Here is a 26,881-nt window from a genome sequence, read left to right as displayed (position 1 = left end):
GGGACTCGGGGGAAGCCACAGTGCCGTCAGACCACGCACGCAACGGCAACGGGGCGCGCGGGAACACGCCGGGCCTCGCGCTCGAACTGCTCGTCCACGGGGTGGGGGGCACCACCCCCGCCGAGATGCTCGGCGACCCGCGCACCGCGCGCGTCACCGGAGACAGCACGGCGGCGATACACCGCCGCACCGACGACAAGGACGCCGAGCGCCGCCCCCAGGACTACGCGGGCAAGCCGGTCCCGGAGGCGTACTGCTGGTCGAACCTCACCTCGGGCAACGGCGCGCGCGCCCTGTGGCTCATTCTGCTGCCGTTCATGGTGGCCAACCTTGCGCACTGGACCCGGCCCGCGGCGCACGGCCGCCACCGCACCGTGCGGCTGCACGGCCTCCTGGTCCGGCTGATCGCCCTCTCACTGACCGTGCTGCTGGTCGCCGCCGTGTGCGAGGTCGCGCTGGACCTGATCGCCTGGCAGTGCGCGGGAGCCGCCCGCTGCGCCGAGGAGCGGTCCTGGCTCGCCTTCATGGCCGCGCCGCAGGAGGCCGGCGACCCCGGCGGCTGGTGGAGCCAGCCCGGCCGCAGGCTCGCACTGGCCGCCGTCCTGCCCACCGCGGTGACGGTGCTGCTGTGGTGGCTCTCGCACCGCACCTGGAGCGCTTACGAGTCCCAGCCGCCGCTGGAGCGCACCGTCCCGGAGGATCATCCGGCAGCCGATGGACGCCCGCCGCTGTCGCTGCCCGGCTTCTGGTACGGCAAGCGCCTCGTCTCCCGGCTGCGGGCCGCGCACACCGCCGCCGGGTTCCTGACCGTCGCCGCCGCGCTCACCGCCGCCACCACCCGCCACGACCGCGCACCCGGCGGCAACGCCGTGCTCGACGTGTGCGGATGGCTGCTGGCCGGGCTGGTGCTCGCCGGTGCGGCGTGGGTACTGCTCGTCGTCTGCCGCAAGGGCCGCAAGGAGAGCGAACCGGACCGCGAGACCGACTCGCTCGCCGTGCACGGCCTTCCCGGTGCCTCGCTGGCCGTCCTGCTGCTCGCCGTCGTGCACAGCAGCTGGAGCCGCCCCGGCTGGACCTCCGGCGGAACACTCCCGGGCGACCAGGCGTTCAGCGTCCTCGCGGTGCTGCAGGGCGCGCTCGTGGTCGTCCTCGGTGTCCTCGGACTGTCACTGCACCGCGTCACGCGGGTGCCCCGTACCGCGCTGGGCGGACTGGCCTCCGGTTCCGTCGGCATGCTCGCCTGCGCGCTGGGCGGCCTGCTCTCCGGCGGCGTCTGCCAGCGGGTCGGGGACTGGCTGGACGGGCCCGGCACCCCGGGCCGGACCGGCGGCCACATCGACGGCCCGCCCACCGTGCTCACCTGGCAGGCGTCCATCATCCCGGTGCTGCTCGCGCTGGTGCTGCTGCTCGCTTGCTGGTTCGTCTTCCGGGTGTGGCGTGACTCGCGGCGGCTCACCGACGACGTGGCGGCCGGCTATCCCGGCTTCCTGCCGGATGAGACCCGGTCACGGCACATCGCGTCGGCCATCGCCCGGGCCGGACTCACCGACCAGGCACCCTGGCTGGTGGCCACCGTCGCCGCCGCCACGCTCGTGCTGGGCGGCGTGGCGGTGGCCGGCACCATGGCGACCGGCCAGGTGCCCGGCGAGGCGGCCGAGGGCGCCCCCGACGTCGTCGCGGGGTTCGCCGACACCGTGCAGGCCCTCGGCTCCTGGCTGGTCGGCTTCGCTTTCGTCCTGCTGCTCGCCTGGAGCCGCCGCGCCTACAAGGACGCCTCGGCCCGCCGCACCATCGGCATCCTGTGGGACGTGGGCACCTTCTGGCCGCGCTGCGCCCACCCGTTCGCACCGCCCTGCTACGCGGAGCGCGCCGTGCCCGACCTGGCCTGGCGGATGGCGATGTGGACCGACCAGCAGCCCGAACGGCGCCTGGTGATCTCCGGCCACTCCCAGGGCAGTGTGCTGGCCGCCGCCGCCGTCTGGCAGCTGGATCCCGAAACCCGCCGCCAGATCGCGCTGCTCACCTACGGCTCACCGCTGGAGCGGCTGTACGGCCGCTGGTTCCCCGCCTACTTCGGACCGCACCGGCTCGCGGCGCTGCACGGCGGCCTGGAGTGCTGGCGCAACCTGTGGCGGCTGACGGATCCCATCGGGGGACCCGTGCGGCCCGAGCGGGCCGACAGTCCCGAACCCGGCCCGCCCGAGGAGTGCCGCGGCGTGGACCGCGGCCCGCTCCGCGACCCCCTCGTCTACGGCCGCACTCGCGAGTTGCCGCTGCCCGAGCCGATCCTGGCGCACGGCGACTACCAGGCGGACCCGGCTTTCGCCCAGGAGCGCGCCGGGCTGCTCAAGCGCCTCCGGGCCCGTTTCCGGGCGTTCCACGAGCGAACCGAGGGTGTGCCGCGCCAGCCCGAGCCCCAGCCCGAGTCAGGCCCGTCCGAGCCGGTCCCCGAGCCGGCCGACGCAGCCGACGCGGCCGGAGCCGGAGCCGGGGCCGGGACGGTTCAGGCGGAGTCGGGCAGGTCAGAGGGGTAGAGCAGGGTGAGATCGTCGGTGCTCGGGTCGGGCAGCTGCGCCACCCGGCCCGCGTGCCGCTCGACCATCGCCTCGAACGTCTGACGTGCCGTGCGCCCGTTGCCGAACGAGGGACCCTTGGGCAGCCGGGCGAAGTAGCCGAGCAGCGCCTGCCGCGCGCCCTCACCCAGGTGGTACTCATGCTCTTCGGCCTGCTGCTCGACGATGCGCAGCAGTTGCTCCGGTGCGTAGTCGCCGAAGGTGATCGTACGGGAGAAACGGGAGGCGACGCCCGGGTTGGCGGCCAGGAAGTGCTCCATCTCGGTGGTGTAGCCCGCCACGATGACCACCACGTCGTCGCGGTGATCCTCCATCAGCTTCACCAGCGTGTCGATGGCCTCCCGGCCGAAGTCGCGGCCCGAGTCCTGCGGCGCGAGCGCGTACGCCTCGTCGATGAACAGCACCCCGCCCTTGGCCCGCTCGAACGCCTCCTGGGTGCGGATCGCTGTCGACCCGATGTGCTCGCCCACCAGATCGACGCGGGAGACCTCCACCAGATGGCCGCGCCGCAGCACGCCGAGGGAGCGCAGGATCTCGCCGTAGAGGCGGGCCACCGTGGTCTTGCCGGTGCCGGGTGAGCCGGTGAAGACCAGATGCCGCCGCGCGGAGGCCGCCTTGAGCCCCGCGCGCTGCCGCCTGCGGCCGACCTCGATCATGTCGGTGAGCGCCCTGACCTCACGCTTGACGCTCTCCAGCCCGACCAGCGCGTCGAGTTCGCCCAGCACCTCCTTGGCCGGACGGGCCGCGTCCTCGCCGTCCGGGCCGCCGTCCGCGGCGGGATCGGCCGCCGGCGCGGCCGCCGCGGTCTTCGTCGACGACGAGCTCCCCGAACGCTGCCGGGGGAGCGCGGCCTGCGCGGTCAGCAGCCCTGCCGAGCCCTCGGCGGGGGCGGTGGAAGCGGCGGAGGGCGTGGAGGAGGCCGCACCGCTCGTCGCCGCGGCGGACGGCGCGACGACGGCCGCCGCGCTCTCGTCGCTGGTGCAGTCCTCGACGGTCGGGCCCTCCTCGGCGAACTCGTACCCCCCGCGCGTGCACCGCTCCGTGCGGCAGCGGCGCAGTGTGGTGCGACAGCCGTCGATGACGTGGAACCCGTAGCCGCGCGAGCCGGTCACCCGGCAGTTGTGGAAGGTCCCGCGCCCTTCGGCCGACACATAGAACCCGGCCTCGCCGGAGCCGCTGACCGTGCAGCGCTCGATGGTGGGGTCCGCGCCCTTGGTGACGATGACGCCGGTCGCCGCCTGGTCGATGGTGCAGCCGTTGAGCACCCCGCCGCTGCCGTGGTCGCGGAACCAGGCACCGGTGGCGGCCTTGCTGATCCGGCAGTCGTCCAGCTGCACGACGGCACCGTCGCTCACCGAGACGGCGGTGCCGCGCACCTGGGACAGGTCGCTGTCCAGCACGTCGGCGCGCGAACCCCGGTCGAGGACGAACAGCGCGTCGGGCACCGAATGCACCCGGCAGGTGTCCAGCACCGCTGTCGCACCGTCGCTGACCCACACCGCCGGATAGTCGCCCGTACTCTCGTGTATCTCGCAGCCGTTGGCGTCCGCGCGGGTGCCCGGATCCCACACCGACAGGCCGTTTCGGCCGAAGCGGCGCACCTTGGAGCGGGTCAGCGTCAAAACGGAGCGGGAGCGCAGATCGACCGCGTTCTCGGGGATGTCGTGGATGTCGCAGTCCGCGAGGGTGAGCACCGCGTCGGTGTCGAGGGTGACGCCGTCGGCGGAGGTGCGGTGCACCTGGCAGTCGGTGAAGTGCCCGCTGGCGCGCGCGGCGACGCGCAGCCCACTGCCCTTGATCTCGTACACCTCGCAGCCGACCGCTTCCAGCGTGCTGCCCTCGCCCTGCAGCGCGATACCGGCCCCGGAGGCCAGATGCACCCTGCAGTGGGCGATGCGGGGACGCGCGCCGTCGCGCACCAGGACACCGGACTGGCCGGCGGCCACCACCTCGCACTCCTCGTACACGCCGCTCGCCCCGCCGGTGATGCTGAGACCGATCCCGGCCGGGTTGTCCACCGTGCAGCGCCGCACCGTGGGCCGGGCACCGCCGCGCACCTCGATCCCGGCGGCGGAGCGGGTCATCACCCGCAGCCCGGCCAGCTCCGGCGCCGAGTCCTCCACCAGCACGGCGGGCACGGCCGAGTCCTGCCCCTCGATCTGGAGGTCCTGGACCAGCGCGGCGGAGCGCACGGTCAGGGCCACCCCTTCCGTCGGTGCGATACGGACGGGCCCGGCGCCGCCGCGCTCCGGGCCGCGCAAGGTCACCATGCGTTCGATGACGAGGTTCTCCCGGTAGGTTCCCGGTGCCACGGTGAGTACGTCGCCGTCGCCCGCGGCCTCCAGCGCGGCGGACAACGACGTGTACTCGCCCGTGCGCCGCCGCCATCGCGACGTACCGCTGTGCGTGACCTGGACCGAGCCCTGTGCCATGGAGTGCTGTGCCCCAACCTCGTGCGTACCAAGATGCGTTAAGCCTGTCGCACGGAATGCCGAGTGCGCCGTCCGTGCCGGCCGCACCACCGTAGCGTGCGCTGTTGGTCCGCGGTGACGGGTCCAACCGAGTGACCGGCACGGATGCGCTTTCGAAACCGCTGCGGGACCGTGCGGGCCCGTCAGTTGCCGGCGCCGGTGCGGCCCCAGTCGGGACCGATGCGCACCCACTCCTCGTCCCAGCGCGCGTACCGGCGCCGCAGCAGCAGCCGTACGGTCACCCGCCGTCCGCCCTCCAGCGCTCCGGCGGCGAAGGCGGCGGCGGCCAGTCCGGCCAGCAGCGAGTACGAACGGGCGCTGCGGGCGCTCATCGGGCGGGAGGTGAGCCGGCCCTGCGCGTCGGTCCACACATGGAAGCGGCTGCCCGGCTCCACCGGATGGCGCAGCATGACGGTTCCGGTGTGCGTATTGCCCTCGGGGCCCGTCCAGCGTGCCGTGACCCGGTTGCGGTTCTGTGCCCCGGCGGCCGTCTCCGTCTCGGAGTCCAGCGGCGGCAGCACGGTGACGTGCTGGACCGTCGCCTGGATCCGCTGTCTTTCGTGCTGCTGCTTGTGGGCCGTACGCAGCAGCGCCTCGTGGGCGGCGTCCGCGGCGGCCCAGCCTGCCAGCGGGACTCCCAGGGCGATCAGCAGCGCGGCCCACAGGGACAGCCAAGCCTCTCGGCGGTCGGTGCCGCGGCACAACGGGTTCTCGCGCCAGCGCCACAGACCGACGATCATGCGCACCGCCGCTCACCCCCTTCTCGCCGTCCCTTACGTACCTCATCGGGCGCGGTACATGCACGAGAAGGGCCGAAGAGCCCTGAGTCGCCGTTCTGTGACCTTCTGCCGTTCCTCGGGCTGTCGGTCCTTCGGGGCCGTCGGTTCCCTTTCCGTTCTCGGGTTCTTCCTGGGCTCGCTTCGTTCCCCTCGTGATCCGCCGAGTTTACTGAGTGGGTCGTCGGCATCGGACAGCGGGCGCGGATCGGATGTACGCGCGCCCCCTGGTGCGCCCGCGCACCCTCCGGAGATTTCCCAAGCGGAAAGACGGTGCTTCGCGAAGGCGGAGTCGCAAGCAGTGAGAATTTCCCGCGTTTCGTCACTGTGGGTGAGCGGTTCGGGAGGAAGGCGGCGGCTTTACCCCAGGAATCGCGCGGGCATTCGGAGTGCGGCGTCATCTTTCGAGCGATTGCCGCCGCTCCCGCGCCTCGCATAACTTCGGCCCGCAGCGTGTGAATTGACGGATCATCACGAGGATTGGCGGTGTCGGATGACGACTGCGGCGGAGCGGAATTCCGGAAACGAGAGTGCCGAGCAGGCCCAGCAGAGCCTGGCCACAGCAGCGGCCCGGAATCTCGCGACCACCACGAAGACACCCCCGCAGATGCAGGGGATCACCTCGCGGTGGCTGCTGCGGGTCCTGCCCTGGGTGCAGGTGACCGGCGGCACCTTCCGGGTGAACCGGCGGTTGAGCCACACCCTCGGTGACGGCCGCGTGGAGTTCGTGTCCACCGGCTCCGAAGTACGGGTCATCCCTCTGGAGCTGACCGAGCTGCCGGCGCTGCGCGGCTTCGACGACCAGGAGGTGCTGGAAGCCCTCGCCGGCCGCTGTGAGCAGCGCGACTTCCGCCCCGGCGAAGTGCTCGTCGAGGAGGGCCGGCCCGCCGATCAGCTGGTGCTGATCGCGCACGGCAAGCTGCGCCGCAGCGTCCGCGGCCGGTACGACGAGGACATCACCCAGGGCGTGCTCGCGGACGGCGACTTCGTCGGCGACGACCGGCTGACCGGCCAGGCCGGCACCTGGGACCACACCCTCACCGCGCTGACCAGCGGCACCGTCCTCACTCTGGAGCGGCGCGCCTTCGACGCCGTCCTGGCCGACTCCGCGTCGCTCCGCTCCCACCTGGCCGCGACCCGCGCCCGGATCCCGTCCCAGCGCACGGAGAACGGCGAATCCGCGATCGAGCTGGCCTCCGGACACGTGGGCGAGGCGGCGCTGCCGGGCACCTACGTCGACTACGAGCTGAGCCCCCGCGAGTACGAGCTGGAAGTCGCCCAGACCGTGCTGCGCGTCCACACCAGGGTCGCCGACCTGTACAACCACCCGATGAACCAGCTCGAGGAGCAGCTGCGGCTCACCATCGAGGCGCTGCGCGAACGCCAGGAGCACGACCTGATCAACAACAGCCGGGTCGGGCTGCTGCACAACGCGGAGATGAAGCAGCGCATCCACACCCGCTCCGGGCCGCCCACCCCGGACGACCTGGACGAGCTGCTGGCCACCGTCTGGAAGGACCCCAGCGTCATCCTGGCCCATCCCAAGGCGATCGCCGCGATCGGCCGCGAGTGCAGCAAGCGCGGCCTGTACCCGCAGTCCGTCGACTACGAGGGCCACTCCGTGCCCGCCTGGCGCGGCGTCCCCATCCTGCCCTGCAACAAGATCCCGGTCAGTCCGCAGGGCAGCACCTCCGTCCTGGCGATGCGTACCGGCGAGAAGGCACAGGGAGTCGTCGGACTCCACCAGACGGGAATTCCCGACGAGTACAGCCCGAGCCTTTCGGTCCGCTTCATGGGCATCAACGAAACGGCCGTCATGTCCTACCTGGTGAGCGCCTACTACTCCGCTGCCGTACTCGTGCCCGACGCGCTCGGAATCCTCGAGGACGTCGAACTCGGGCACTGACAGCAACCCTCAAGCGGGCACGGCGGAAAACCGCCATCGGCGACACCAGGTAAACAGGCAGCCGGAAACACCAGGAACTGGGCACAGATGACGACGCATCCCGAAGAAGTCCAGCAGGACCGCTCCAGCCTCTCCACAGCGGCCGCGCGGAAGCTCACCACCACGACCAAGACGCCGCCGCAGATGCAGGGGATCTCTCCCCGCTGGCTGTTGCGCGTACTGCCCTGGACGGAGACCACCGGCGGCACCTACCGCGTCAACAGGCGACTCACCCACACCCTGGGTGACGGCAGGATCGAGTTCGTCTCCACCGGCACGGATGTCAGCGTCATCCCGGCCGAGCTGCGGGAGATCCCGCTGCTGCGCGGTCTGGAGGACGAGTCGGCACTGCGCGCCCTGGCCGAGGGTTTCACCCAGCGCGAGTACGCGCCCGGTGAGGCACTGGCCGTCCGCGGCGAACCCGCCGACGAACTGCTGCTGATCGCGCACGGGCGCGTCGTCAAGCGGGCGGCGGGGCAGTACGACGACGAGATCGAGCTCGGCGTCATCGCCGACGGCGACCACGCCGGCGACCAGATCCTCACCCCGGAGCCGGGCAGCTGGGAGCACACCCTCCGCGCCGCCACGCGCTGCACGGTGCTCGCCCTGCCCCGAAGCACCTTCCAGCAGACCGTGGACGCCTCCCAACCGCTGCGCGATCACCTCGCCACGCTGCTCTCCCGCTCCGTCCCCGCCCAGAACCGGCGGGGGGAGGCCGATATCGCCCTGGCTTCCGGGCACGCCGGCGAGCAGCCGCTGCCGGGCACGTTCGTCGACTACGAACTCAATCCGCGCGAGTACGAACTGGCCGTTGCGCAGACCGTGCTCAGGGTGCACAGCCGCGTCGCCGACCTCTACAACGACCCGATGAACCAGGTGCAGGAGCAGCTGCGGCTCACCATCGAGGCGCTGCGCGAACGCCAGGAGAACGAACTGGTCAACAACCGCGAGTTCGGGCTGCTCTACAACGCCGATCTCAGCCAGCGCATCCGCACCCGGTCGGGTCCGCCCGCCCCGGAGGACCTGGACGAGCTGATCTCGCGCCGCCGCAAGACCCGCTATCTGCTGGCCCACCCCCGCGCCATCGCCGCCATCGGCCGGGAGTGCAGCAAGCGGGGTATCTACCCGGAACGCACCGAGGTGGAGGGCAGCAGGGCGCACGCCTGGCGCGGCATCCCGCTGCTGCCCTGCGACAAGATCCCGGTACGTGAGGACGGCACCACCTCGGTGCTGGCCATGCGCACCGGCCTGGAGGACCAGGGCGTGATCGGACTGCACCAGTCCGGCATCCCGGACGAGATCCAGCCCTCCCTCAACGTCCGCTTCATGGGCATCGACGAGAAGGCGCTGATCTCCTACCTGGTGAGCGTCTACTTCTCCGCCGCCGTACTGGTGCCCGACGCGCTCGGCATCCTGGAGGACGTCGAGGTCTGAGCCCCTCGGGCAGTCACCGGCCCCCAGGACAACGGCCACCACGCCGCAAGACAGGGGTCGCCCCCAGGTGGCAGGGGGCGACCCCGAGGGTGCCGGAGGTCACCGGCCGGGCCAGCGCCAGTCGGTGACCTCCGGCATGTCCGTGCCGTGCTCGACGACGTACCGCCGGTGCCGCTCGCGCATGTCGGCCGCCCGCTGCCATACGCCCGCCGCCCGCGCGCCGAGCCCCGGCGTCCGGTCGACGACGTCCATCACCAGGTGGTAACGGTCCATGCCGTTGCGCACCACCATGTCGAACGGTGTCGTCGTCGAACCCGACTCGCGGTAGCCGCGTACCGCCAGCTGTCCGTGCACCGCGCGGGAGTAGGTCAACCGGTGCACCAGCCACGGATAGCCGTGGTACGCGAAGATCACCGGCCGGTCCCGGGTGAAGACGGTGTCGAACTCCGCGTCGTCCAGCCCGTGCGGATGCTCGGTGGGGCTCATCAGCCGCGCCATGTCCACCACGTTGACCACCCGCACCGCCAGTTGGGGCAGCCACTCGCGCAGCAGCGAGGCCGCCGCCAGCGTCTCGTGGGTGGGCACGTCCCCCGCGCAGGCGAGCACCACATCGGGTCCGGCATCGCCGCGTTCGGTCCCGGCCCACTCCCACACCCCCAGGCCGCGCGCACAGTGTGTACGTGCCTGTTCGAGGTCCAGCCAGTCGAAGCACGGATGCTTACCGGCCACCACCACGTTCACGGTGTCCCTGGCCCGCAGCGCGTGATCGGCCACGCACAGCAGCGTATTGGTGTCCGGCGGCAGCTGGACCCGCACCACGTCCGGGCTCTTGCTCAGCACGTGGTCGATGAAGCCGGGGTCCTGGTGGGAGAAGCCGTTGTGGTCCTGACGCCAGGCGTGCGAGGTCAGCAGGTAGTTGAGCGCGGCGACCGGCCGCCGCCATGCGACCTCCCGCGCGCTGTGCACCCACTTCACATGCTGCGACGCCATGCTCGCGACCAGGTTGGCGAACGCCTCGTAGGAGGCGAACAGCCCGTTCCTGCCGGTCAGCACATACCCCTCCAGCCAGCCCTGGCACAGGTGCTCGGAGAGCACCTCCAGCACCCGCCCGTGCCGGCCCAGATGTGTGTCCGTGCCCAGCAGCTCGGCCTGCCAGCCGCGGTCCGAGGCACCGTAGACCGCGGAGAGGTGGTTGGAGTCCGTCTCGTCCGGGCCGAACAGCCGGAAGTCCCGGCGTTCCTCGGTGGCCTCCAGCAGCCCCTTCAGCAGCTCACCGAGCACCCGTGTGGGCTCGTGCGCCCCGGCCCCGGGCCGCTCCACGGGCACCGCGTACGACTCCAGCGGGGGCAGCGGCAGCTCGCGCAGCAGCCGGCCGCCGTTCGCCTCCGGGACGGCGCCCAGCCGCAGGTCGCCCTCCGGTACGCACTTCAGCACCTCGGGCCGCGGCCTGCCGTCCTGGTCGAACAGCTCGTCGGGCCGGTAGGAGCGCAGCCACCGCTCCAGTTGCCGCAGCCGCTCCGGATCGTCCCGCACCCCGGGCAGCGGCACCTGATGGGAGCGCCAGGTGTCCTCCACCGGTTCCCCGTCCAGCTCGCGGGGGCCCGACCAGCCCTTGGGCGTGCGCAGTACCACCATCGGCCAGCGGGGCCGCCCGCCGGTGGTGTCGGCGTCCCCCGAGCGGGCCGCGCGCTGGATGGCGCCGATCCGGTCGGCCGCCGCGTCGAACGCTCCGGCCAGCGCCCGGTGCGCCTCCAACGGCGGCGTGTCGGGCCGCGCCGTGACGAACAGCGGGTCGTAGCCGTAACCGCGCATCAGTGAGCCCAGCTCGTCCTCGGGCAGCCGGGACAGTACCGTGGGGTTCGCGATCTTGTAGCCGTTCAGATGCAGCACCGGCAGTACGGCGCCGTCGTGCACCGGGTCCAGGAACTTGTTCGCGTGCCAGGAGGTGGCCAGCGGCCCCGTCTCCGCCTCGCCGTCCCCGACGACCGCGCACACCAGCAGGTCCGGCCTGTCGAATGCGGCGCCGTAGGCGTGCGCCAGCGCGTAACCCAGCTCGCCGCCCTCCTGGATCGAGCCGGGCACGCTCGGCGACGTATGGCTGGGAACACCGCCCGGCTGAGAGAACTCCGCGAACAGCCGCTCCATACCGGGCTCGTCCCTGGACACCTCGGGCCGCAGCTCCTCGTAGCTGCCCTCCAGCCAGGCACCCGAGAGCACGGCGGCGGCGCCGTGACCCGGTCCCCACACCCCCAGCGCACGTTGTCCGCGCCTGCTGACCAGCCGGTTGAGGTGCGTGTAGACCAGGGAGAGCCCGGGGCAGGTGCCCCAGTGGCCCAGCAACCTCGGCTTGATGTGCTCGGGCCGCAGCGGCTCCCGCAGCAAGGGGTTGGCACGCAGATACAGCTGGCAGGCCGTGAGGTAGTTGAGGGCTCGCCAGTGCGCGTCCAGCGCCTCGGCCTCGCGGTCGGTGAGGGACTCGTGTTCCGGCATGCCCGATGGGTACCAGGCCGGACCCGTTCCGACACCCGATGATCCCCGGTCAGGGGCCGTTACCCAGTCAGGTGGCCGAACCGTGGTCAGCGGGGCGACAGTGTGCCGCAGCCGTTGTCTGCCGCCCGCGCACCCTGCACGATGACGGGGTGCGCAATCCATGGCTGGCGCTCGAAGCGGGCGCTGACGCGGCCCAACGGGCCGGGCAGCTGCGCCGCGCTCACGAACGGTTCCTGACCGCGGGCCGCATCGCCGCGCCCGTCCGCGACGTGGTGGCCGACTCCTGGCGCCGCTGTGCCGGGGCGCGGCTGGGCCCCGAGAGCATGGCCAGGGTCGAGATGGACGACTCCGGGCTCGCCCTGCGCCGTGCGACCCACCCCCTCGCCCGTGCGATGCCGGTCTTCCGCGAGCTGCTGGGCACCATCGCCGACGACGGCGCCCACCTGCTGTCCGTCTGCGACGAGCGCGGCACGATGCTGTGGGTGGAAGGCCACCCGCAGGTGCTGCGCCGTGCCGAGCGGATGAACTTCGTGCCCGGCTCCCGGTGGGCCGAGCGTGCCAGCGGCACCAACGCGCCCGGCACCGCGCTCGCCCTCGACCACGCCGTCCAGATCTTCGCCGCCGAGCACTACTGCCGCCCCGTGCAGTCCTGGACCTGCGCGGCGGCACCTGTGCACGATCCGCAGACCGGGCGCGTCATCGGCGCCGTCGACCTCACCGGCGGCAACCATCTCGCCTCGCCGCACAGCCTCGCGCTCGTCCAGGCCACCGCCCGCGCCGCCGAGGCGCGGCTGGCCGCACTGGAACCCCCGCCCGCCACCACCGGCGCGTCCGTGCCGCCGGACGGCTGCACGCTCGCCGTCCTCGGCCGGGACGAGGCGCTGCTGCACACCCCGGAAACCCGCGCCACCGGTGAACCGCTGCGGCTCGGGCGGCGGCACAGCGAGATCCTGCTGCTCCTCGCGGCCCATCCCGACGGCCTCAGCGGCGAGGAGCTGGCCCGCGAACTGTACGGGGAGCGAGACGTCCACCCCGTCACCCTGCGCGCCGAACTCTCCCGGTTGCGGCATCTGCTGGGCCCGCTGCTGGACTCCCGCCCCTATCGGCTGCGGGACCGACCGCACACCGACTACGAGACCGTCACCGACGCGCTCGCCGCCGAGGACCCGGCCGCGGCTCTCGACGCTTACAGCGGCTCGCTGCTGCCCGGCTCCCAGGCCCCCGGGGTCGTACGGCTGCGCAGGCTGCTGGAGCAGCGGTTGCGCCGCCACCTGCTCACCCGGCCGGACGCACGGCTGCTGGAGAGCTGGCTGTGCACGGTGGCCGGGGAGGAGGACCTGGAGGTGTGGGAGGCCCTGCACGCCGTACGTCCCACTCCGGACACGGCCGCACGCGTACGCGAACTGCGCACCGTCTACGGTCTGTTGCCGCCCGATGTGCCGTCCGGCCGGGGCGGCGAACGGTGCGCAACGTATCCGCAACGTTCCCGGCACTAGCCTCCCGGAAACCGCGCCCGCCCACCCCGGCAGGCGGGCCGAGTACGCCGCGTACCGGCGACATCGCCGAGTACGCCGAGCACAGGGAGGCAGAGCATGAGCCGCTACGCCGCACCCGGAACCGATGGCGCGCTGATGAGCTACCAGCCGCGCTACGACCACTGGATCGGCGGCAGCTATGTCGCCCCGAAACAGGGCGGATACTTCGAGAACCCCACCCCGGTGACGGGACAGCCCTTCACCGAGATCGCCCGCGGCACCGCCGATGACGTCGAGCGCGCCATCGACGCGGCCCACGAAGCGGCACCAGCCTGGGGCCGCACCTCACCCGCCGAGCGTGCGCAGCTCCTCAACCAGATCGCGCAGCGCATGGAGGCGCACCTGGAGGAACTGGCGGTCGCCGAGAGCTGGGAGAACGGCAAGCCCGTCCGCGAGACGCTGGCCGCGGACATCCCGCTGGCCATCGACCACTTCCGCTACTTCGCGGCCGCGATCCGCTCCCAGGAGGGCTCGCTCTCCCAGCTCGACGAGGACACCGTCGCCTACCACTTCCATGAGCCGCTGGGCGTCGTCGCACAGATCATCCCGTGGAACTTCCCCATTCTGATGGCGACCTGGAAGCTGGCTCCCGCACTGGCCGCGGGCAACGCCGTCGTCCTCAAGCCCGCCGAGCAGACCCCGGCCTCCATCCACTACTGGATGAGCCTGGTGGCGGACCTGCTGCCGCCCGGCGTCGTCAACATCGTCAACGGCTTCGGCGCCGAGGCGGGAAAGCCGCTGGCGTCCAGCGCCCGGGTGGCCAAGGTCGCCTTCACCGGGGAGACCACCACGGGGCGGCTGATCATGCAGTACGCCTCCGAGAACCTCAAGCCCGTCACCCTGGAGCTGGGCGGCAAGAGCCCCAACATCTTCTTCGAGGACGTCTCCGCCGACGCCGACGACTTCTACGACAAGGCCCTGGAAGGCTTCACCATGTTCGCCCTCAACCAGGGCGAGGTGTGCACCTGTCCCTCGCGCGCGCTGATCCAGCGCAGCCACTACCGCACCTTCCTGGACGCGGGCATCGAGCGCACCGAGGCCATCGTGCAGGGCCACCCGCTGGACACCGACACGATGGTGGGCGCACAGGCGTCCAACGACCAGTTGGAGAAGATCCTCTCCTATCTCGACATCGGCCAGCAGGAGGGCGCCAAGGTGCTCACCGGCGGCACCCGCGCGGAACTCGGCGGCGAACTGGAGGGCGGCTACTACGTGCGGCCCACCATCCTGGAGGGCGGCAACCGGATGCGGGTCTTTCAGGAGGAGATCTTCGGCCCGGTCGTCTCCGTCACCGGGTTCGAGGACTTCGACGACGCCATCCGGCTCGCCAACGACACCCTCTACGGGCTCGGCGCCGGGGTGTGGACGAGGGACGGCTCCCGCGCCTACCGGGCCGGCCGCGCCATCCAGGCCGGCCGGGTGTGGACGAACTGCTACCACGCCTACCCGGCCCACGCTGCCTTCGGTGGCTACAAGCAGTCCGGCATCGGCCGTGAGAACCACCAGATGATGCTCGACCACTACCAGCAGACCAAGAACCTGCTGGTCAGCTACGCCCCGCAGAAAATGGGACTGTTCTGATGGACCTGGCGGGGACCGAACGGGTCGCCGTGACCGAGGCAGCCGCCGAGCTGTTGCGCGAGCTGACCGAGAAGCACGGCCCGCTGATGTTCCACCAGTCCGGCGGCTGTTGCGACGGGAGCAGCCCCATGTGCTACGGACGCGGCGAGTTCCGCACCGGGGCCTCCGATGTCCTCCTCGGCGAGTTGGAGATCGACGGAGTGCCCGAGCCGGTGCCGTTCTGGATGTCGGCCGGCCAGTTCGAGTACTGGAGCCACACCCATCTGACCGTCGATGTCGTCCCGGGCCGAGGCAGCGGTTTCTCCCTGGAGGCCCCCGAAGGAGTGCGCTTCTTGATCAGGTCCCGGCTGCTGGAGAGCTGAGGACCGGCCGGGGCCGGTGACACGCCGGGCACCGCCGTCTCCCCAACGGCGGTGCCCGGCGGCATCGTTCATGGCTGCGTTCCGCCCGCGGTGCGGGCAGCCCGCGGTAGGTGCGGTACGGCTGTCGTACGGGCGCTCAGTAGCCGCGGCCGGGGTACTGCTGGCCGTCGTAGGGCTCCTCGTACGGACCCGGCATCTGACGCGGCGCAGCCGGGCGCGGCGCCACCGGACGCATGTACTGCGTCGCCTGGTTGTGCACGGCCTGCTGCTGGTACTGCTGCACCTGGACCTGCGGCTGCTGCGGCTGCATGGGCGGCTGCTGCTGTGCCGGGCCCCCCGGCCCCGGGTAGCCATAGCCGCGCGGCGGTGCCTGCTGCGGGATGTGCGGTGCAGGAGTGTGCTGCAGCGGTACGGGACCGCCCTGGCCGGCACCGCCGCCGGGCGGCAGCGCTGCGGGCGCCTGGCGTACCGGCTGTTGCCGCATCGGTGCGGCCTGCTGCGGCGCGGGTTGCGGCATCTGCGGCTGGGGCGCGGCGGGCCCCGGGTAGCCGCCGTAGGACGGAGCGGGAGTGTGGTGCAGGGGAGCGGGCTGCTGCATCTGCTGCTGCGGCGCGGAAGGGCCCGAAGGCAGCGCGGGAGGCAGCGCCGCCAGCGCGCTGCCCGTGCCCCCCGTGTCATAGGCCGACGGCACCCGGATGGGAGCGATCTGCGGAGTGCCCCGCTCGGCGACGAGACTGTCGTAGATCGGCGTCTCGGGGTAGGACGGTGCAGCGTAGTAGCCGCCGCTATAAGAGCTGCGGGGGGAGGTCATGCTCATAAGTTAAGCCCAAAATCAGCATCGGCACTAGAGAGGTACAGAAGGAACGCCTGCCCCATCCGCATCAGAGCAGGTAGGAGCCGGTTTTCACCCCATTCGAGGCAGCCGCGTCAGGGGCGCGCGCGGGGGAGCCCGAACAGGGCGAATACCCCCCATGCCGACCACGGTGACGGCTGGTCAGGCACAGGGACATGGCTTGTTCCCGCCTGTCCCTTTTCCGGGCGCGCGGGAGAGGAAGCTGACAGAAGCATAAGCCCACCGGCCAGGACATAGAACGCCCATGCCCCTGCCAACTGTTCGAGTTCGATGAGGTCCGATGAGTCCTGGTGAGTCGTGGTGAAGGGGCTTCGGCGGCAGCGGCACCGTGCAATAGGTTGGGGAACGGCACGCAGGTAACCGAGCCCAGGGGGAGTCGCCATGACGATGCGCAAGGGGACAAATGTCCCCGTACCCGCCACGGCGGTGCGGGTCGAACTGGGCTGGTCCTCCGGCCCTCTCGTACCGGACGTCGACGCTTCGGCGCTGCTGCTCACCGAAGAGGGCAAGGTCCGCTCCGACGCCGACTTCATCTTCTACAACCAGCCGCGGCACTCCTCCGTCGCCGTACGGCACGAGGGGAAGAACCCGACAGGCGCCTCCAGCACCGACGAACTGACCGTCGACCTCGACAGGGTCGAACCGGACATCACCCGCATCGTCATCGCCGCCTCGGCGGACGGCGGCAGCTTCGGCCAGGTGCCGGGCCTGTACGTACGGCTGCTGGACGCGAGCGCCGGTGGTGGTCCGGGCGTCGGCCAGGAGATCGCCCGCTTCGACCCGGCCGACGCGGCAGGCGAGACCGCGTACCTCCTCGGTGAGCTCTACCGCCGCCAGGGCGCCTGGAAGTTCCGCGCGGTGGGCCAGGGCTACGACAGCGGACTGGCGGGCCTGGCGACCGACTTCGGCATCAGCGTCGACGACCCTTCCCCGGCCGCCGGGGCCCCCGCCGCCTCCAGCGCCGCCGTACCGTCGCACCCGCACTCCGTGAGCACCCCGCACGCGCCCACCCCGCCCGGCGTGCAGGCTCCCCGCGTACCGCAGGCACCCACGCCCACGCCCCCGACCGCACCCACACCTCCCACGGCGCCGGCCGCCCCCCCCGCACCCGCCCCCCCCAGCCCCGCTCCCCCCCCCCCCGCCCCGCGCCGCCCACCCCCGGCGCCCCGTCGGCGGAGCCACGGGACGCGCCCCCCGGCGGCGCCCGCCGTCTCGCTCACCAAACAGGGCGGCACCTCCGGCACCATGCGGGTCAACCTCAACTGGACCACCCAGGCACAGCAGCCCAAAGGCCTCGCCGGGCGGCTCACCCGCGCCATGGGCGCGCTCACCGGACCTGACCTGGACCTGTGCGCCCTCTACGAACTCGCCGACGGCCGCAAGGGCGTCGTCCAGGCACTCGGCAACTCCTTCGGTTCGCTGAACCGTCCGCCGTACATCCACCTCGACGGCGACGACCGCACCGGCGCCGTCGAGACCGGTGAGAACCTCACCGTCAACCTGGATCACCGGGCCGATCTGCGCCGCATCCTCATCTTCGTCACCATCTACGAGGGCGCCCGCAGCTTCGCCGGGCTGCACGCGACCGTCACCCTCCGACCACAGCACGGCGCACCCGTCGACTTCTCCCTCGACGAGTGCACCATCCCGTCCACCGTGTGCGCCCTCGCCCTGATCACCAACGACAACGGCGAACTCATGGTCCGCCGCGAAGCGCGCTACCTCGTCCCACGGCGCGGCGTCAGCCCGCAGCGCACCGTCGATGAGGAGTACGGCTGGGGCATGCAGTGGACACCGGGCCGCAAGTGACGCCCCCGCACGGAACGAGCCCCGAAGGCAGGGGGCTCGCTCAGGAGTAGGTGCGGCCCTTCCACGCGGCGCCGCGACCCCGGTAGTGCTGCACCGCCGAGTCGACGGTCATCGCCAGATAGAGAACCGCCGTCACGGGCAGCAGCACCGCCGGCCACAGCGGCTGCCGGTAGTAGCTCAGCATCGGCACGTACGACAGCGTCATCACCAGCCACGCGGCGCCCGCCACCGGCGAGCCCGCACACGCCCACACCGGCGGCACCACATACACCAGCAGCAGCCCCAGCACGGTGCCCACCAGCAGCAGCGGATTGTTGAGCAGCTGCGCATAGGCGCTGCGCGACACCATCCGCCACAGCGGACTCAGCCCCGCATACGGACGCACACTCTCCACCCCGTCCGCGAGCCCCAACCAGATCCGTCCGCCTGACCGCTTGACCGCCCGGCCCAGTGCCACGTCGTCGATGACGGCGTCCCGGATGCTGTCCGGCACCCCGGCCCGCACCGCGGCCCGAGTGCGCAACAGCACGCACCCGCCCGCCGCCGCGGCCGTGCGCGCCCCGGGCTTGTTGACCCAGCGGAACGGATACAGCTGCGCGAAGAAATACACGAAAGCGGGCACGATCAGCCGCTCCCAGCCCGTCCGCACCCGCAACCGCGCCATCTGCGAGACCAGATCGAGCCGCTGACCGAGCGCCCCGCGCACCAGACGACGCAGCGAGTCGGGCCCGTGTGCGATGTCCGCGTCCGTCAGCAGCAGGAACTCCGGCTCCGACGACCCGGAGCGCGCGTGCTCGATGCCGCACCGCACGGCCCACAGCTTGCCCGTCCACCCCGGCTCGGGTTCACCGGGCACCAGCACCGTCAACGGCGGCCCGTCCGGCGCGTCCCGGGCCAGCTCGCGGGCGAGCGCGCCGGTGCCGTCACCGGACCCGTCGTCCACCAGCAGGATCCGGGCATGTCCCGGATAGTCCTGCGCCAGCAGCGTGGGCAGGGTCTTCGGCAGCACATCGGCCTCGTCCCGGGCGGGCACGACGACGGCAACGGAAGGCCAACTGGCCGGTTCACCGTCCGCGGGGGAGGGCGGCATACGCACGTCCGTACGCCAGAAGAGCCCCTGGCCCATCAGCAGCCACGCCCACGCGGCCAGCGAGGCGAGCGGAACGACAGTGGTCCAGGTGAGCGCGCTCATCGATCGGCAGTCTGCCGTATGCCGCCGCCCCACAGCACTCCACGGCGCGCCCGCGAGGCCCGCTTCCCCCGACGGCTCTTGCTTCGTCGTCCTTGTCTTGTCTTGTCATCGCTTGCCGCTCCGTCCTTGCCGCGCCGTCCTTGTCTTCCGGAAGCTCCTTCCGCGAATGCCTCGCTCGGTGTGAAGTACAGTTGCTTCACGTGAAGATCGCGCTGATGGACTCCGGTATCGGTCTGCTGGCCGCGGCAGCTGCGGTACGCCGCGCACGCCCCGACGCGGACCTCGTGCTCTCCTCCGACCCCGACGGCCTGCCCTGGGGTCCCCGCGACAGCGACGACATCACCCGACACGCTCTGCTGTGCGCCCGCGCCGCCGCCGCGCACCGGCCCGACGCGCTGATCGTCGCCTGCAACACCGCCTCCGTGCACGCGCTGCCCGCTCTTCGCGCGGAACTGGAGCCCGCACTGCCGGTCATCGGCACCGTCCCCGCCGTCAAGCCCGCTGCGGCCGCCGCCGTCCGAACCGGTGGCCGTGTCGCGATCTGGGCCACCCCGGCCACCACCGGCAGCCCCTATCAGCGCCGGCTGATCGAAGAGTTCGGCAACGGCGCCGACATCACCGGAGTGCCCTGCCACGGGCTCGCCGACGCCATCGAGAGCGGCGACGAGGACCTCATCACCGCCGCCGTCCGGGCCGCCGCCGAGCGCACTCCCGCCGATGTGGAGACAGTCGTGCTGGGCTGCACCCACTACGAGCTGGTCGGCAACCGCATCCGGGAGGCACTGCGCGGCGCCCGTGGCGAGGGTCCCGCGCTCCAGGGCTCGGCCGCCGCCGTCTGTGCCCAGGCTCTGCGTCGCGCGAACGTCCGGCCCGCCCCGGAGGCGGCACCCGTCGGGGGACTCACCGTTCTGCACAGTGGCAGGGTGGCCGCCCTGCCGGAAGTGGCCCTCACCTACGCCGAGGGCCGTCTGCTGGCCGCCGCTCCCGCCTCCCTCACCTGACGGAGCGTTGCTGCCGGGCACGGAGCGTGCCGCTGCGGCGTCGGCGAGCCCCGGCCTGCGCGAGCTGCCTGCGCGGGCCGCCGGGAGTACTCTGCCGAACATGAGTGACCATCCCTTCGACGGCGCCCCACTCGCCGAGGGTGGCGCCGGACCCCATGACGAAGTCGACCGCACCACCACCCGCCCCACGCCCCTGGAGGACGTCGTCCTGCCGCCGAGCGCGGAGGTGTGGACCGGGAGGGCGACCAGCCGCCTGCAGTGGGCGCTGGCCGCCGTCGGCGCCGGCTGCGTGGCGCTCGGCATCGAGCTCGCCGTGGACGTGACCTGGTCCGGCGGGCTCGCGCCGCTGGTCATGTCCGTCGTCGGCTGCATCGCGGTCGGCCTGCTCATCCTCTTCGGCACCCTCGCCTTCGTCCACGTCGAGGTGAAGGTCGAGGGCGACACGATCGAGGTCCGGTGCGGCCACGCCGGTGTGCCGCGCCGCCGGATCCCTCTGCGGGACGTGGTGGAGGCCGACCACGCACCCAGCGTCACCCCACGGCACTGGGGCGGCTGGGGGTACCGCTGGCGACCCGAGAAGGGCACGGCTGTGGTCATCCGCCGGGGCGAGGGGCTCGTCCTCCGGTTGGGTGACGGGCGGCTGTTCACCGTCACGGTGGACGACGCCGAGGCGGCCGTCGACCACATCCGCACCCGCCTCCACGCGCTGCGGGCCTGATCCGGCCGACGGGGGTGGAGCCCGCTCCACCCCGGGACACCAGCCCGCTCCCTCCCCGCGCCGTTGCCCGCCGCATAGCGTCCACGTGGCACTTCCGCACACGGAAAGGACGCTCATGCCCGGGCGCCGCCGCGCACACCGTCCCGCTCGTCCCACCCCTGCCGTACCTGCCGCCGCTGTCGCCCCGCGGGCTGTGCAGACCCCACAGGTTCTGGCTCCGCGTCAACTGCGCCGCGGGCCTGGACCGGCCCACCGAGGGGACCGTCACCATCGGCGGTACGAACGTGGCGGCGCTGGGTGAACGGGACCGCACCCGGCTGCGCCGGGACCGCGTCGGCTTCGTCTTCCAGGAACTGAATCCGCTGCCCGCGCTCAGCGTCCGGGAGAACGTGGCGCTGCCGCTGCTGCTGGCCGAGGAGCACGGCCGGAACCGGACACGGGAGCGCGACCCGCTCCCGCGCGCCGACCGGGCGCTGGCCCTGGTCGGCTCTCGAAGAGCGTGCCGACGCCCGGCCCGCTCAGCTGTCCGGTGGCCAGCGGCAGCGCGTAGCGGTGGCACGGGCGCTGGTGACCGCACCGGAGGACTCGAGCATCCTTCCCCTGCCGAAGTGCTGAGGGAGCTGGCCCGGTGGTGAGCCCGACGGACCCGTGGCACCGGCGCCGCAGCGGCATCCGGCTGCTCACCCGCCGCGCCGCACGCCACCACCGTTCCGAGTGGTCCACCACCTTCGCCGCACTCGCGCTCACCTCACTCCTGCTGGGCGTCGCCGCGTCCGCCGTCGCCTCCGTGGCGCTGGGCCACCCCCGGGTCACAGCCCGCGCAGCCCGGGCGAGGTGGTGGCCGGAGCCGGGCTGTACGTCGAGCCGGGGCAGCGGCTGGCGGGGCGGCGGGTCGTGGGCGTCGCCGAAGGACCGGCCGTGCTCAACACGACCGCCGCCGAGGCACGCAGACTGGCCGGGCACCCCCGCTCGGTCGACGCCATCGGCGTACTGGCCGCCCCCGGCACGACCGCCGACCAGCTGTCCGCCCGCGTCCGCGACGCTCTCGACCGGGCGCGCCTGCGGGACGCCGGCGCGGGAGCGCGCGCCGCGAGCGACCCGGCCGCCCTGCGGGTGCTGACCGGCGACAGCCGGGGAGCGGCTGAGAACCAGCGCGCGGCACCGGCCCGCTCCGCGCTGCTGGAACTGCTCGGTTCCGTCACCGCGACCCTGGTGCTGGTCGCGCTGCTGGTGATCTGCTCGTTGAGCGCGCAGGCACTCCATCAGCGGGAGCCCGAACTCCAACTGCTGCGCACGGTCGGTGCCACCCCCGGCCAGTTGCGGGCCATGATCGGTCGTGAGCCGTCCTGGAACGCCGTCCGCGCCGCCCTGTGGAGTGTGTCGAGGGCCGTCCCCGCCTTCCTGCGGAGCGGGACTGTGGGTCCTACGGGACCGGCAGGTGCACTGACCTGCCTCTATGTCGCGCGGGACCACCCGCCGGGACGTAGGGTCGGGGCATGGCGACTCCCGACTTCATCCGCGATCTGCGGCGTTCCGCAGGGCACCAACTGCTCTATCTGCCCGGTGTCAGTGCCATCGTCTTCGACGACCAGGGCCGGGTGCTTCTCGGACGGCGAGCCGACAACGGCCGGTGGTCGGTGATCGGCGGTATCCCGGAGCCCGGCGAGCAGCCGGCGGACTGCGCGGTGCGCGAGGTGTTCGAGGAGACCAATGTGCGCTGTGTGCCGGAGCGCGTCGTCCTCGTCCACGGCCTGCACAAGCCTGTCACGTACCCCAACGGCGACATCTGCCAGTTCATGGACATCACCTTCCGCTGCCGCGCCGACGCCGAGGCGGCGAGCGCCGTGCGGGTCAACGACGAGGAGTCCCTGGAGGTCGGCTGGTTCGGGCTGGACGAGCTGCCGACGATGAAGGAGTACGCACACTTCCGCATCAAGCAGGCCGTCCAGGAGGGCCCCGCCTGGTTCTCGACCTCGCCGCACGCGATCAGTTGACAGGGCGGAGCGACGCGGCGCCGCGGGGCCTGCAGACGGCGGTGCGGCGGGGCCCGCAGACGGCCGGGTCCCGCCGCCACACCGCCGCTCAGAGCTTGCGGTAGGTGTACGCCTCCTCGGCGGCAGCGGCCACCGCCGCCAGGTCGCCGCCGCCTGCGGCAGTCACCACAGCGGCGACCGCGCCCTCGACCAGCGGGGCGTCCATCAGCCGCGCCGGCTCGGGCAGCTCGTCGCCCTCGGCCAGCAGCGTCTTGACCGTCAGCACCGCACTGCCCAGATCGACCAGGAGCGCGACACCTGCTCCCTCGTCCATCCGGTGCGCGGCCTCGACGATCAGCTCCTCACTGGTGCCCAGCCCCCCGTCGGGCAGCCCACCGGCACCGGCGACCAACGCGTCCGGCACCCCGGCCAGCCCGGCCGCCAGCCGCGCGACGGAGTCGGCGACCTCCTTGCTGTGCGAGACCAGGACGATCCCTACCCGCTTGCCCTCGTTCGCCTGCGCCATGGTCACTCACTCCCGCCGCTGTCACTCGCTGCCGCTTCCTGCCCGGCGTCCGCTGCCGCCAGTGCGGCCACCAACAGCGCAGCCGAGGTCGCACCGGGGTCCTGGTGCCCGATGCTGCGCTCGCCCAGATAGCTGGCCCGGCCCTTGCGCGCCTGGAGCGGCACCGTCTCCTCAGCGCCGCGCTCGGCCGCCGCCCGCGCCGCCTCGAAGTCCTTGCCGCCGCTGTCGGCCAGCGCTTCGACGGCCGGGTACAGCGCGTCGAGCATCGTCTTGTCACCCGCGGCGGCACCGCCCAGTTGCGCCACCGCCTCGATCCCGGTACGCAGCGCAGCCGCCAGCTCCTCGCGGCCGACCTGCTCCCCGGTGCCGAGTGCCTTGCCGGTACGGCGCAGCAGCGTGCCGTACAGCGGGCCGGAGGCCCCGCCGACCGTCGAGACCAGCTTCCGGCCCGCCGTCATCAGCACGGCACCCGGCGTGCCGGGCACATCCTCGCCCAGCTCCTCGCGTACCGCCTCGAAGCCGCGGCGCATATTGCCGCCGTGGTCCGCGTCGCCGATCGCCGAGTCGAGCTCGGTCAGCCGGTCGGCCTCGCGGGAGACCGCGTCCGCGGCGGCCGTCATCCAGCGTGCGAAGAAGGCGGCGTCCAGCTCTTGCGCGCCCTCGCCACCTTCGCCGGACCCGCCGGCGTCGTTCGTCACCTTGCCGCTCACTCCTGCTCCTTCGCCGCTGTCCCGGTCGTGGTGCTGTTGATCGCACCAGCACTGCGGCGGATGCCCTGCAGTGCCGGTGCCTGCCCTCATGCTGTACCGCGTTGCAGCTGTACCGCGGTGAAGCTGCAACGCGGTACAGCTGCCACACCGTGCTGTCCGCTGTCTGCCGGTGTCGTGCCGTGGCGCCGCTCGGCGAGACCTCAGACGCCCCACCGCAGCCCCGGGGTGCGCACGGGCGCGTCCCACAGCCGCAGCAGTTCCTCGTCGGCCCGGCACAGCGTCACGGAGGCGCCCGCCATGTCCAGCGAGGTCACATAGTTGCCGACGAGGGTACGGGCGACTGGAATCCGTCGCTCAGCCAGGACCCGGTGCACCTCGCCGCAGAACCCGTACAGCTCCAGCAGCGGTGTCGAGCCCATGCCGTTGACCAGTGCCAGCACCGGTTCCTCGGGCCGCAGGTCCTCCAGCACGGCGTCGACGGCGAAGTCCGCGATCTCACCCGCGGTCATCATCGCCCGGCGCTCGCGACCCGGTTCCCCATGGATGCCCACGCCCAACTCCAGCTCGCCCGACGGCAGTTCGAACATGGGGCCGCCCTTGGCAGGCGTGCTGCACGCGCTCAGCGCCACTCCGAAGCTGCGCGCGGAGTCGGCCACCTGGCGCGCGACCGCCTCCACCCGCTCCAGCGGCGCACCCTCGGCGGCGAGCGCGCCCGCGATCTTCTCGACGAACAGTGTGGCGCCGGTTCCCCGGCGTCCGGCGGTGTGCGTGCTGTCGGTGACCGCCACATCGTCCTCGACCAGGACCTTGCCGACGCGTAGCCCCTCGTCCTCGGCCAGTTCCGCGGCCATGTCGAAGTTGAGTACGTCCCCAGTGTAGTTCTTGACGATGAACAGCACACCCTCGCCGCTGTCCACGGCCGCGGCTGCCGCGACCATCTGGTCGGGGACGGGAGAGGTGAAGATCTCGCCCGGGCACGCGGCGTCCAGCATTCCGGGCCCCACGAACCCGCCGTGCAGCGGCTCGTGCCCGGAGCCGCCACCCGAGATCAGCGCCACCTTGCCGGCGACGGGCGCGTCCCTGCGGACCACCACCCGCTTGTCCACGTCCACCGTCAGCTCGGGATGAGCCGCCGCCATCCCGAGCAGCGCGTCGGGCACCACGGACTCGGGAACGTTGATCAGCATTCTCATGTGTACCTCCGGGAGAGGGTAGCAGCTACCGCAGTGACCGGTATCTTCGCAGGTCACAACAGATTTCCGAGGGATCGAGAGTGTGTTGGTCCCGGCGCTCGCGGCGCCTCGGAGCGGGGACTGTCGGGGGATGATACTGAGTGGTCGCCGAGTTTCCTGACGGCACGTCAGTCGAACCTCTGGTCGACATTCGTCCGTATCGGACAGTCTCTCGCGCAGGGCGTGGGCAGTCACGCATCTGTTACGTACGTGATACCGCGAGGCTTGTGTTACCTCTGGGCGGCCGACGGATCGCTGGGCCGGCTGGTGCCCCTCTTGGGCCCGGCCGGATCCCTGACGGCGGCGGCCGGCGCGCATAGCCGTGCGGCAGCGTTCTGCCGTGTGCCGGGTACGGCAGAACGCTCGGAGTCGTGGATGCTCCGCAGCCGAGTATTGTCCCGGTTCGGATGCGCGGTGATCATAGAGCCCCCGTCGGCCGAACCGGTCGGAGGGCGACCGACCTGCCAATCCACAAGGGACGCTCCGTGCGCAAACTCGTGTACTACATCGCCGCTACCCTCGACGGCTTCATCGCCGGGCCCGACGGCGCCGACCCCACAGGACCTGACGGCTTCTGGCCGATCCCCGACGACTATGTGCAGCACCTGGCCACCGAGTACCCCGAGACCCTGCCCGCCCCGGCCAGGAAGGCGCTGTCCATCACAGCAGAGGGCACCCACTTCGACACCGTCCTCGAGGGACGTAAGTCGTACGAGGTCGGCCTGGACGCCGGTATCACCGACGCCTATCCGCACCTGCGGCACCTCGTGTTCTCCACCACCCTGGCGGAGAGCCCCGACCCGGCCGTGGAGTTGGTCACCGGCGACCCGGTGGCGAAGGTGCGGGAGCTGAAGCAGGAGGACGGCAAGGACATCTGGCTGATCGGCGGCGGCGAGTTGGCGGGCGCCCTGTACGGCGAGATCGACCAGCTCATCGTCAAACTGGGTCCGCTGACCACCGGCACCGGCATACCCCTCTTCGGCCGCACGGCCGCCTTCGACCCGCGCGTCTGGAACCTCACGGGCCACACCGTTATGGACAGCGGGGCGGCTTTCCTCACCTACACCCGTGCCTGAAGGCCGGCCCGGTTGCAGCTCAGCCTGGCTCCTGTGACCGGAGCGGCACCAGGGGAGCTTCGACGCGGCGTCGGAACGGCGCACAGCTGCCCCGACGCCGCGTCGCCGGGCCCGCCTTCGGCCTCCGTACTTCGGCGATGCCGGAGATCCCCACTTCCCCAGCCAGCTACGTACGGCCGGACCCGCCCGGGGGACGCCGGGCGGTCTCGTCCCGCCGGGCTCAGGTGAGGTCGGGGGGCGGGCTCGGTCGCGTAGCGGCTCATCACGCGGATGCCGGCCTGCGGCGTCAGCGGTCGGCCGTCGGCCATCTCGCTCTGGAGGTCCCGGAAGTACTGCACATACAGGTCGGGAGTGAAGGTGCTGAGCAGGACGGCGGGTTGCCCGGTCGGGTGTCGCAGCGCCCCGTATCGCGGCGTCAGGCCTCACAGGGGGCGGATGTGCTCCGCCTGGAGTCCCTTTTGTCCTTGGGTGACCTCGAACTCCACCTGCTGCCCCTCCGTCAGCTCCCGATAGCCCTCGACGTCGATGTTCGTCTGGTGGGCGAACACGTCCGGGCCGCCCTCCTCATGATCGATGAATCCGAAGCCCTTGTCCGAGGCGACCGTCATCACGCTTCCGGTAGGC

The 26,881-nt window shown here is 72.1% G+C and carries 21 protein-coding genes and 2 pseudogenes; 13 read left to right on the top strand and 10 right to left on the bottom strand.

Annotated elements, in window-relative coordinates:
* The first annotated feature begins 125 nt into the window (after positions 1-125).
* Positions 126-2,534, top strand: coding sequence for a hypothetical protein (locus KBY19_RS17640; RefSeq protein ID WP_210966156.1), 2,409 nt, complete (start codon positions 126-128; stop codon positions 2,532-2,534).
* On the opposite strand, the gene KBY19_RS17635 is transcribed toward KBY19_RS17640, so the two are convergent.
* Together KBY19_RS17635 and KBY19_RS17630 are read right to left on the bottom strand one after the other, a co-directional pair.
* Positions 2,504-5,005 (bottom strand): right-handed parallel beta-helix repeat-containing protein, encoded by a 2,502-nt coding sequence (locus KBY19_RS17635; protein ID WP_185016163.1) that lies wholly within the window; start codon positions 5,003-5,005, stop codon positions 2,504-2,506. The genes KBY19_RS17640 and KBY19_RS17635 overlap by 31 nt on opposite strands.
* A gap of 182 nt (positions 5,006-5,187) precedes the next feature.
* Positions 5,188-5,784, bottom strand: a complete 597-nt coding sequence (locus tag KBY19_RS17630) for a hypothetical protein (RefSeq protein ID WP_221506183.1) — start codon at positions 5,782-5,784, stop codon at positions 5,188-5,190.
* A 529-nt stretch (positions 5,785-6,313) separates the two neighbouring features.
* Here KBY19_RS17630 and KBY19_RS17625 point away from each other — a divergent pair.
* Positions 6,314-7,726 carry a family 2B encapsulin nanocompartment shell protein gene (locus KBY19_RS17625; protein WP_099877948.1) on the top strand — a complete coding sequence of 471 codons (1,413 nt, stop codon included), beginning with the start codon at positions 6,314-6,316 and terminating at the stop codon, positions 7,724-7,726.
* An 87-nt stretch (positions 7,727-7,813) separates the two neighbouring features.
* Positions 7,814-9,199: a family 2B encapsulin nanocompartment shell protein gene (locus tag KBY19_RS17620; protein ID WP_099877945.1), complete on the top strand. Its 1,386-nt coding sequence runs from the start codon at positions 7,814-7,816 to the stop codon at positions 9,197-9,199.
* 99 nt (positions 9,200-9,298) lie between these two features.
* On the opposite strand, the gene KBY19_RS17615 is transcribed toward KBY19_RS17620, so the two are convergent.
* Complete coding sequence (locus KBY19_RS17615; protein ID WP_210966146.1) at positions 9,299-11,689, bottom strand: phosphoketolase; 2,391 nt, start codon at positions 11,687-11,689, stop codon at positions 9,299-9,301.
* 149 nt (positions 11,690-11,838) lie between these two features.
* Between KBY19_RS17615 and KBY19_RS17610 the strand changes: the two genes are divergently transcribed.
* The 3 genes from KBY19_RS17610 (at position 11,839) to KBY19_RS17600 (ending at position 15,167) form a co-directional block, all read left to right on the top strand.
* Positions 11,839-13,185 carry a helix-turn-helix domain-containing protein gene (locus KBY19_RS17610; protein WP_185016158.1) on the top strand — a complete coding sequence of 449 codons (1,347 nt, stop codon included), beginning with the start codon at positions 11,839-11,841 and terminating at the stop codon, positions 13,183-13,185.
* A 96-nt stretch (positions 13,186-13,281) separates the two neighbouring features.
* Positions 13,282-14,805: an aldehyde dehydrogenase family protein gene (locus tag KBY19_RS17605; protein WP_185016157.1), complete on the top strand. Its 1,524-nt coding sequence runs from the start codon at positions 13,282-13,284 to the stop codon at positions 14,803-14,805.
* The gene (locus tag KBY19_RS17600; RefSeq protein ID WP_185016156.1) at positions 14,805-15,167 is read left to right on the top strand and encodes a DUF779 domain-containing protein; all 363 of its coding nucleotides are present in this window, start codon (positions 14,805-14,807) and stop codon (positions 15,165-15,167) included. Before KBY19_RS17605 ends, KBY19_RS17600 begins: the two co-directional genes overlap by 1 nt.
* Before the next feature lie 136 nt (positions 15,168-15,303).
* Here KBY19_RS17600 and KBY19_RS17595 read toward each other — a convergent pair whose 3' ends face one another.
* Positions 15,304-15,978, bottom strand: coding sequence for a DUF6643 family protein (locus KBY19_RS17595; RefSeq protein WP_099886279.1), 675 nt, complete (start codon positions 15,976-15,978; stop codon positions 15,304-15,306).
* Between the two features lie 423 nt (positions 15,979-16,401).
* Between KBY19_RS17595 and KBY19_RS17590 the strand changes: the two genes are divergently transcribed.
* Positions 16,402-17,829, top strand: coding sequence for a TerD family protein (locus KBY19_RS17590; RefSeq protein WP_210966145.1), 1,428 nt, complete (start codon positions 16,402-16,404; stop codon positions 17,827-17,829).
* Positions 17,830-17,869: 40 nt separating this feature from the next.
* Here KBY19_RS17590 and KBY19_RS17585 read toward each other — a convergent pair whose 3' ends face one another.
* The gene (locus KBY19_RS17585) at positions 17,870-19,021 is read right to left on the bottom strand and encodes a glycosyltransferase (protein ID WP_099877926.1); all 1,152 of its coding nucleotides are present in this window, start codon (positions 19,019-19,021) and stop codon (positions 17,870-17,872) included.
* A gap of 200 nt (positions 19,022-19,221) precedes the next feature.
* Between KBY19_RS17585 and KBY19_RS17580 the strand changes: the two genes are divergently transcribed.
* From KBY19_RS17580 to KBY19_RS17565, 5 genes and pseudogenes are all read left to right on the top strand, one after another.
* On the top strand, positions 19,222-20,022 hold the full coding sequence (locus KBY19_RS17580; protein WP_210966144.1) for a glutamate racemase: 801 nt from the start codon (positions 19,222-19,224) through the stop codon (positions 20,020-20,022).
* A 100-nt stretch (positions 20,023-20,122) separates the two neighbouring features.
* Positions 20,123-20,740: a hypothetical protein gene (locus KBY19_RS17575; protein ID WP_099877920.1), complete on the top strand. Its 618-nt coding sequence runs from the start codon at positions 20,123-20,125 to the stop codon at positions 20,738-20,740.
* A gap of 221 nt (positions 20,741-20,961) precedes the next feature.
* Positions 20,962-21,322 (top strand): annotated as a pseudogene (locus KBY19_RS17570) (ATP-binding cassette domain-containing protein); the annotation flags it as partial.
* A gap of 252 nt (positions 21,323-21,574) precedes the next feature.
* A complete protein-coding gene (locus KBY19_RS37525) occupies positions 21,575-22,381 on the top strand; it encodes a hypothetical protein (protein ID WP_307843539.1) in 807 nt (268 codons plus the stop codon).
* Entirely contained in the window at positions 22,264-22,734 is a 471-nt protein-coding gene (locus tag KBY19_RS17565) for an NUDIX domain-containing protein (RefSeq protein ID WP_307842594.1), read from the top strand. The genes KBY19_RS37525 and KBY19_RS17565 overlap by 118 nt, the downstream gene beginning before the upstream one ends.
* An 88-nt stretch (positions 22,735-22,822) precedes the next feature.
* Here KBY19_RS17565 and KBY19_RS17560 read toward each other — a convergent pair whose 3' ends face one another.
* The 3 genes from KBY19_RS17560 to dhaK all read right to left on the bottom strand — a co-directional run bounded on the left by KBY19_RS17560 (position 22,823) and on the right by dhaK (position 25,142).
* Positions 22,823-23,239, bottom strand: a complete 417-nt coding sequence (locus KBY19_RS17560; protein WP_210966143.1) for a PTS-dependent dihydroxyacetone kinase phosphotransferase subunit DhaM — start codon at positions 23,237-23,239, stop codon at positions 22,823-22,825.
* Positions 23,240-23,241: 2 nt separating this feature from the next.
* Positions 23,242-23,859 (bottom strand): dihydroxyacetone kinase subunit DhaL, encoded by a 618-nt coding sequence (dhaL, locus tag KBY19_RS17555; protein ID WP_247691100.1) that lies wholly within the window; start codon positions 23,857-23,859, stop codon positions 23,242-23,244.
* Between the two features lie 290 nt (positions 23,860-24,149).
* On the bottom strand, positions 24,150-25,142 hold the full coding sequence (gene dhaK, locus KBY19_RS17550; protein WP_099877908.1) for a dihydroxyacetone kinase subunit DhaK: 993 nt from the start codon (positions 25,140-25,142) through the stop codon (positions 24,150-24,152).
* A gap of 524 nt (positions 25,143-25,666) precedes the next feature.
* Between dhaK and KBY19_RS17545 the strand changes: the two genes are divergently transcribed.
* Positions 25,667-26,257, top strand: a complete 591-nt coding sequence (locus tag KBY19_RS17545) for a dihydrofolate reductase family protein (RefSeq protein WP_099877905.1) — start codon at positions 25,667-25,669, stop codon at positions 26,255-26,257.
* Between the two features lie 236 nt (positions 26,258-26,493).
* On the opposite strand, the pseudogene KBY19_RS36555 reads toward KBY19_RS17545, so the two are convergent.
* Both KBY19_RS36555 and KBY19_RS17540 read right to left on the bottom strand, forming a co-directional pair.
* Positions 26,494-26,649, bottom strand: a pseudogene (locus tag KBY19_RS36555) (cupin domain-containing protein); the annotation flags it as partial.
* 30 nt (positions 26,650-26,679) lie between these two features.
* The coding region (locus tag KBY19_RS17540; protein WP_282107089.1) for a cold-shock protein at positions 26,680-26,881 on the bottom strand (202 nt) is incomplete at its 5' end.

This window comes from Streptomyces sp. B15 (genome assembly GCF_018070605.1).
GTDB lineage: Bacteria > Actinomycetota > Actinomycetes > Streptomycetales > Streptomycetaceae > Streptomyces > Streptomyces smyrnaeus.
This window is presented reverse-complemented; position numbering and strand designations above follow the sequence as displayed.

Coding starts and splice junctions, on each gene's coding strand:
- KBY19_RS17640 (WP_210966156.1), top strand. CDS start 126: ATGCTCGGCGACCCGCGCACCGCGCGCGTCACCGGAGACAGCACGGCG.
- KBY19_RS17615 (WP_210966146.1), bottom strand. CDS start 11,689: ATGCCGGAACACGAGTCCCTCACCGACCGCGAGGCCGAGGCGCTGGAC.
- KBY19_RS17630 (WP_221506183.1), bottom strand. CDS start 5,784: ATGATCGTCGGTCTGTGGCGCTGGCGCGAGAACCCGTTGTGCCGCGGC.
- KBY19_RS17560 (WP_210966143.1), bottom strand. CDS start 23,239: ATGGCGCAGGCGAACGAGGGCAAGCGGGTAGGGATCGTCCTGGTCTCG.
- KBY19_RS17585 (WP_099877926.1), bottom strand. CDS start 19,021: ATGAGCGCGCTCACCTGGACCACTGTCGTTCCGCTCGCCTCGCTGGCC.
- KBY19_RS17575 (WP_099877920.1), top strand. CDS start 20,123: ATGAGTGACCATCCCTTCGACGGCGCCCCACTCGCCGAGGGTGGCGCC.
- dhaK (WP_099877908.1), bottom strand. CDS start 25,142: ATGAGAATGCTGATCAACGTTCCCGAGTCCGTGGTGCCCGACGCGCTG.
- KBY19_RS17595 (WP_099886279.1), bottom strand. CDS start 15,978: ATGACCTCCCCCCGCAGCTCTTATAGCGGCGGCTACTACGCTGCACCG.
- KBY19_RS17620 (WP_099877945.1), top strand. CDS start 7,814: ATGACGACGCATCCCGAAGAAGTCCAGCAGGACCGCTCCAGCCTCTCC.
- KBY19_RS17625 (WP_099877948.1), top strand. CDS start 6,314: ATGACGACTGCGGCGGAGCGGAATTCCGGAAACGAGAGTGCCGAGCAG.
- dhaL (WP_247691100.1), bottom strand. CDS start 23,859: ATGACGGCCGCCGCGGACGCGGTCTCCCGCGAGGCCGACCGGCTGACC.
- KBY19_RS17590 (WP_210966145.1), top strand. CDS start 16,402: ATGACGATGCGCAAGGGGACAAATGTCCCCGTACCCGCCACGGCGGTG.
- KBY19_RS17605 (WP_185016157.1), top strand. CDS start 13,282: ATGAGCCGCTACGCCGCACCCGGAACCGATGGCGCGCTGATGAGCTAC.
- KBY19_RS17635 (WP_185016163.1), bottom strand. CDS start 5,005: ATGGCACAGGGCTCGGTCCAGGTCACGCACAGCGGTACGTCGCGATGG.
- KBY19_RS17600 (WP_185016156.1), top strand. CDS start 14,805: ATGGACCTGGCGGGGACCGAACGGGTCGCCGTGACCGAGGCAGCCGCC.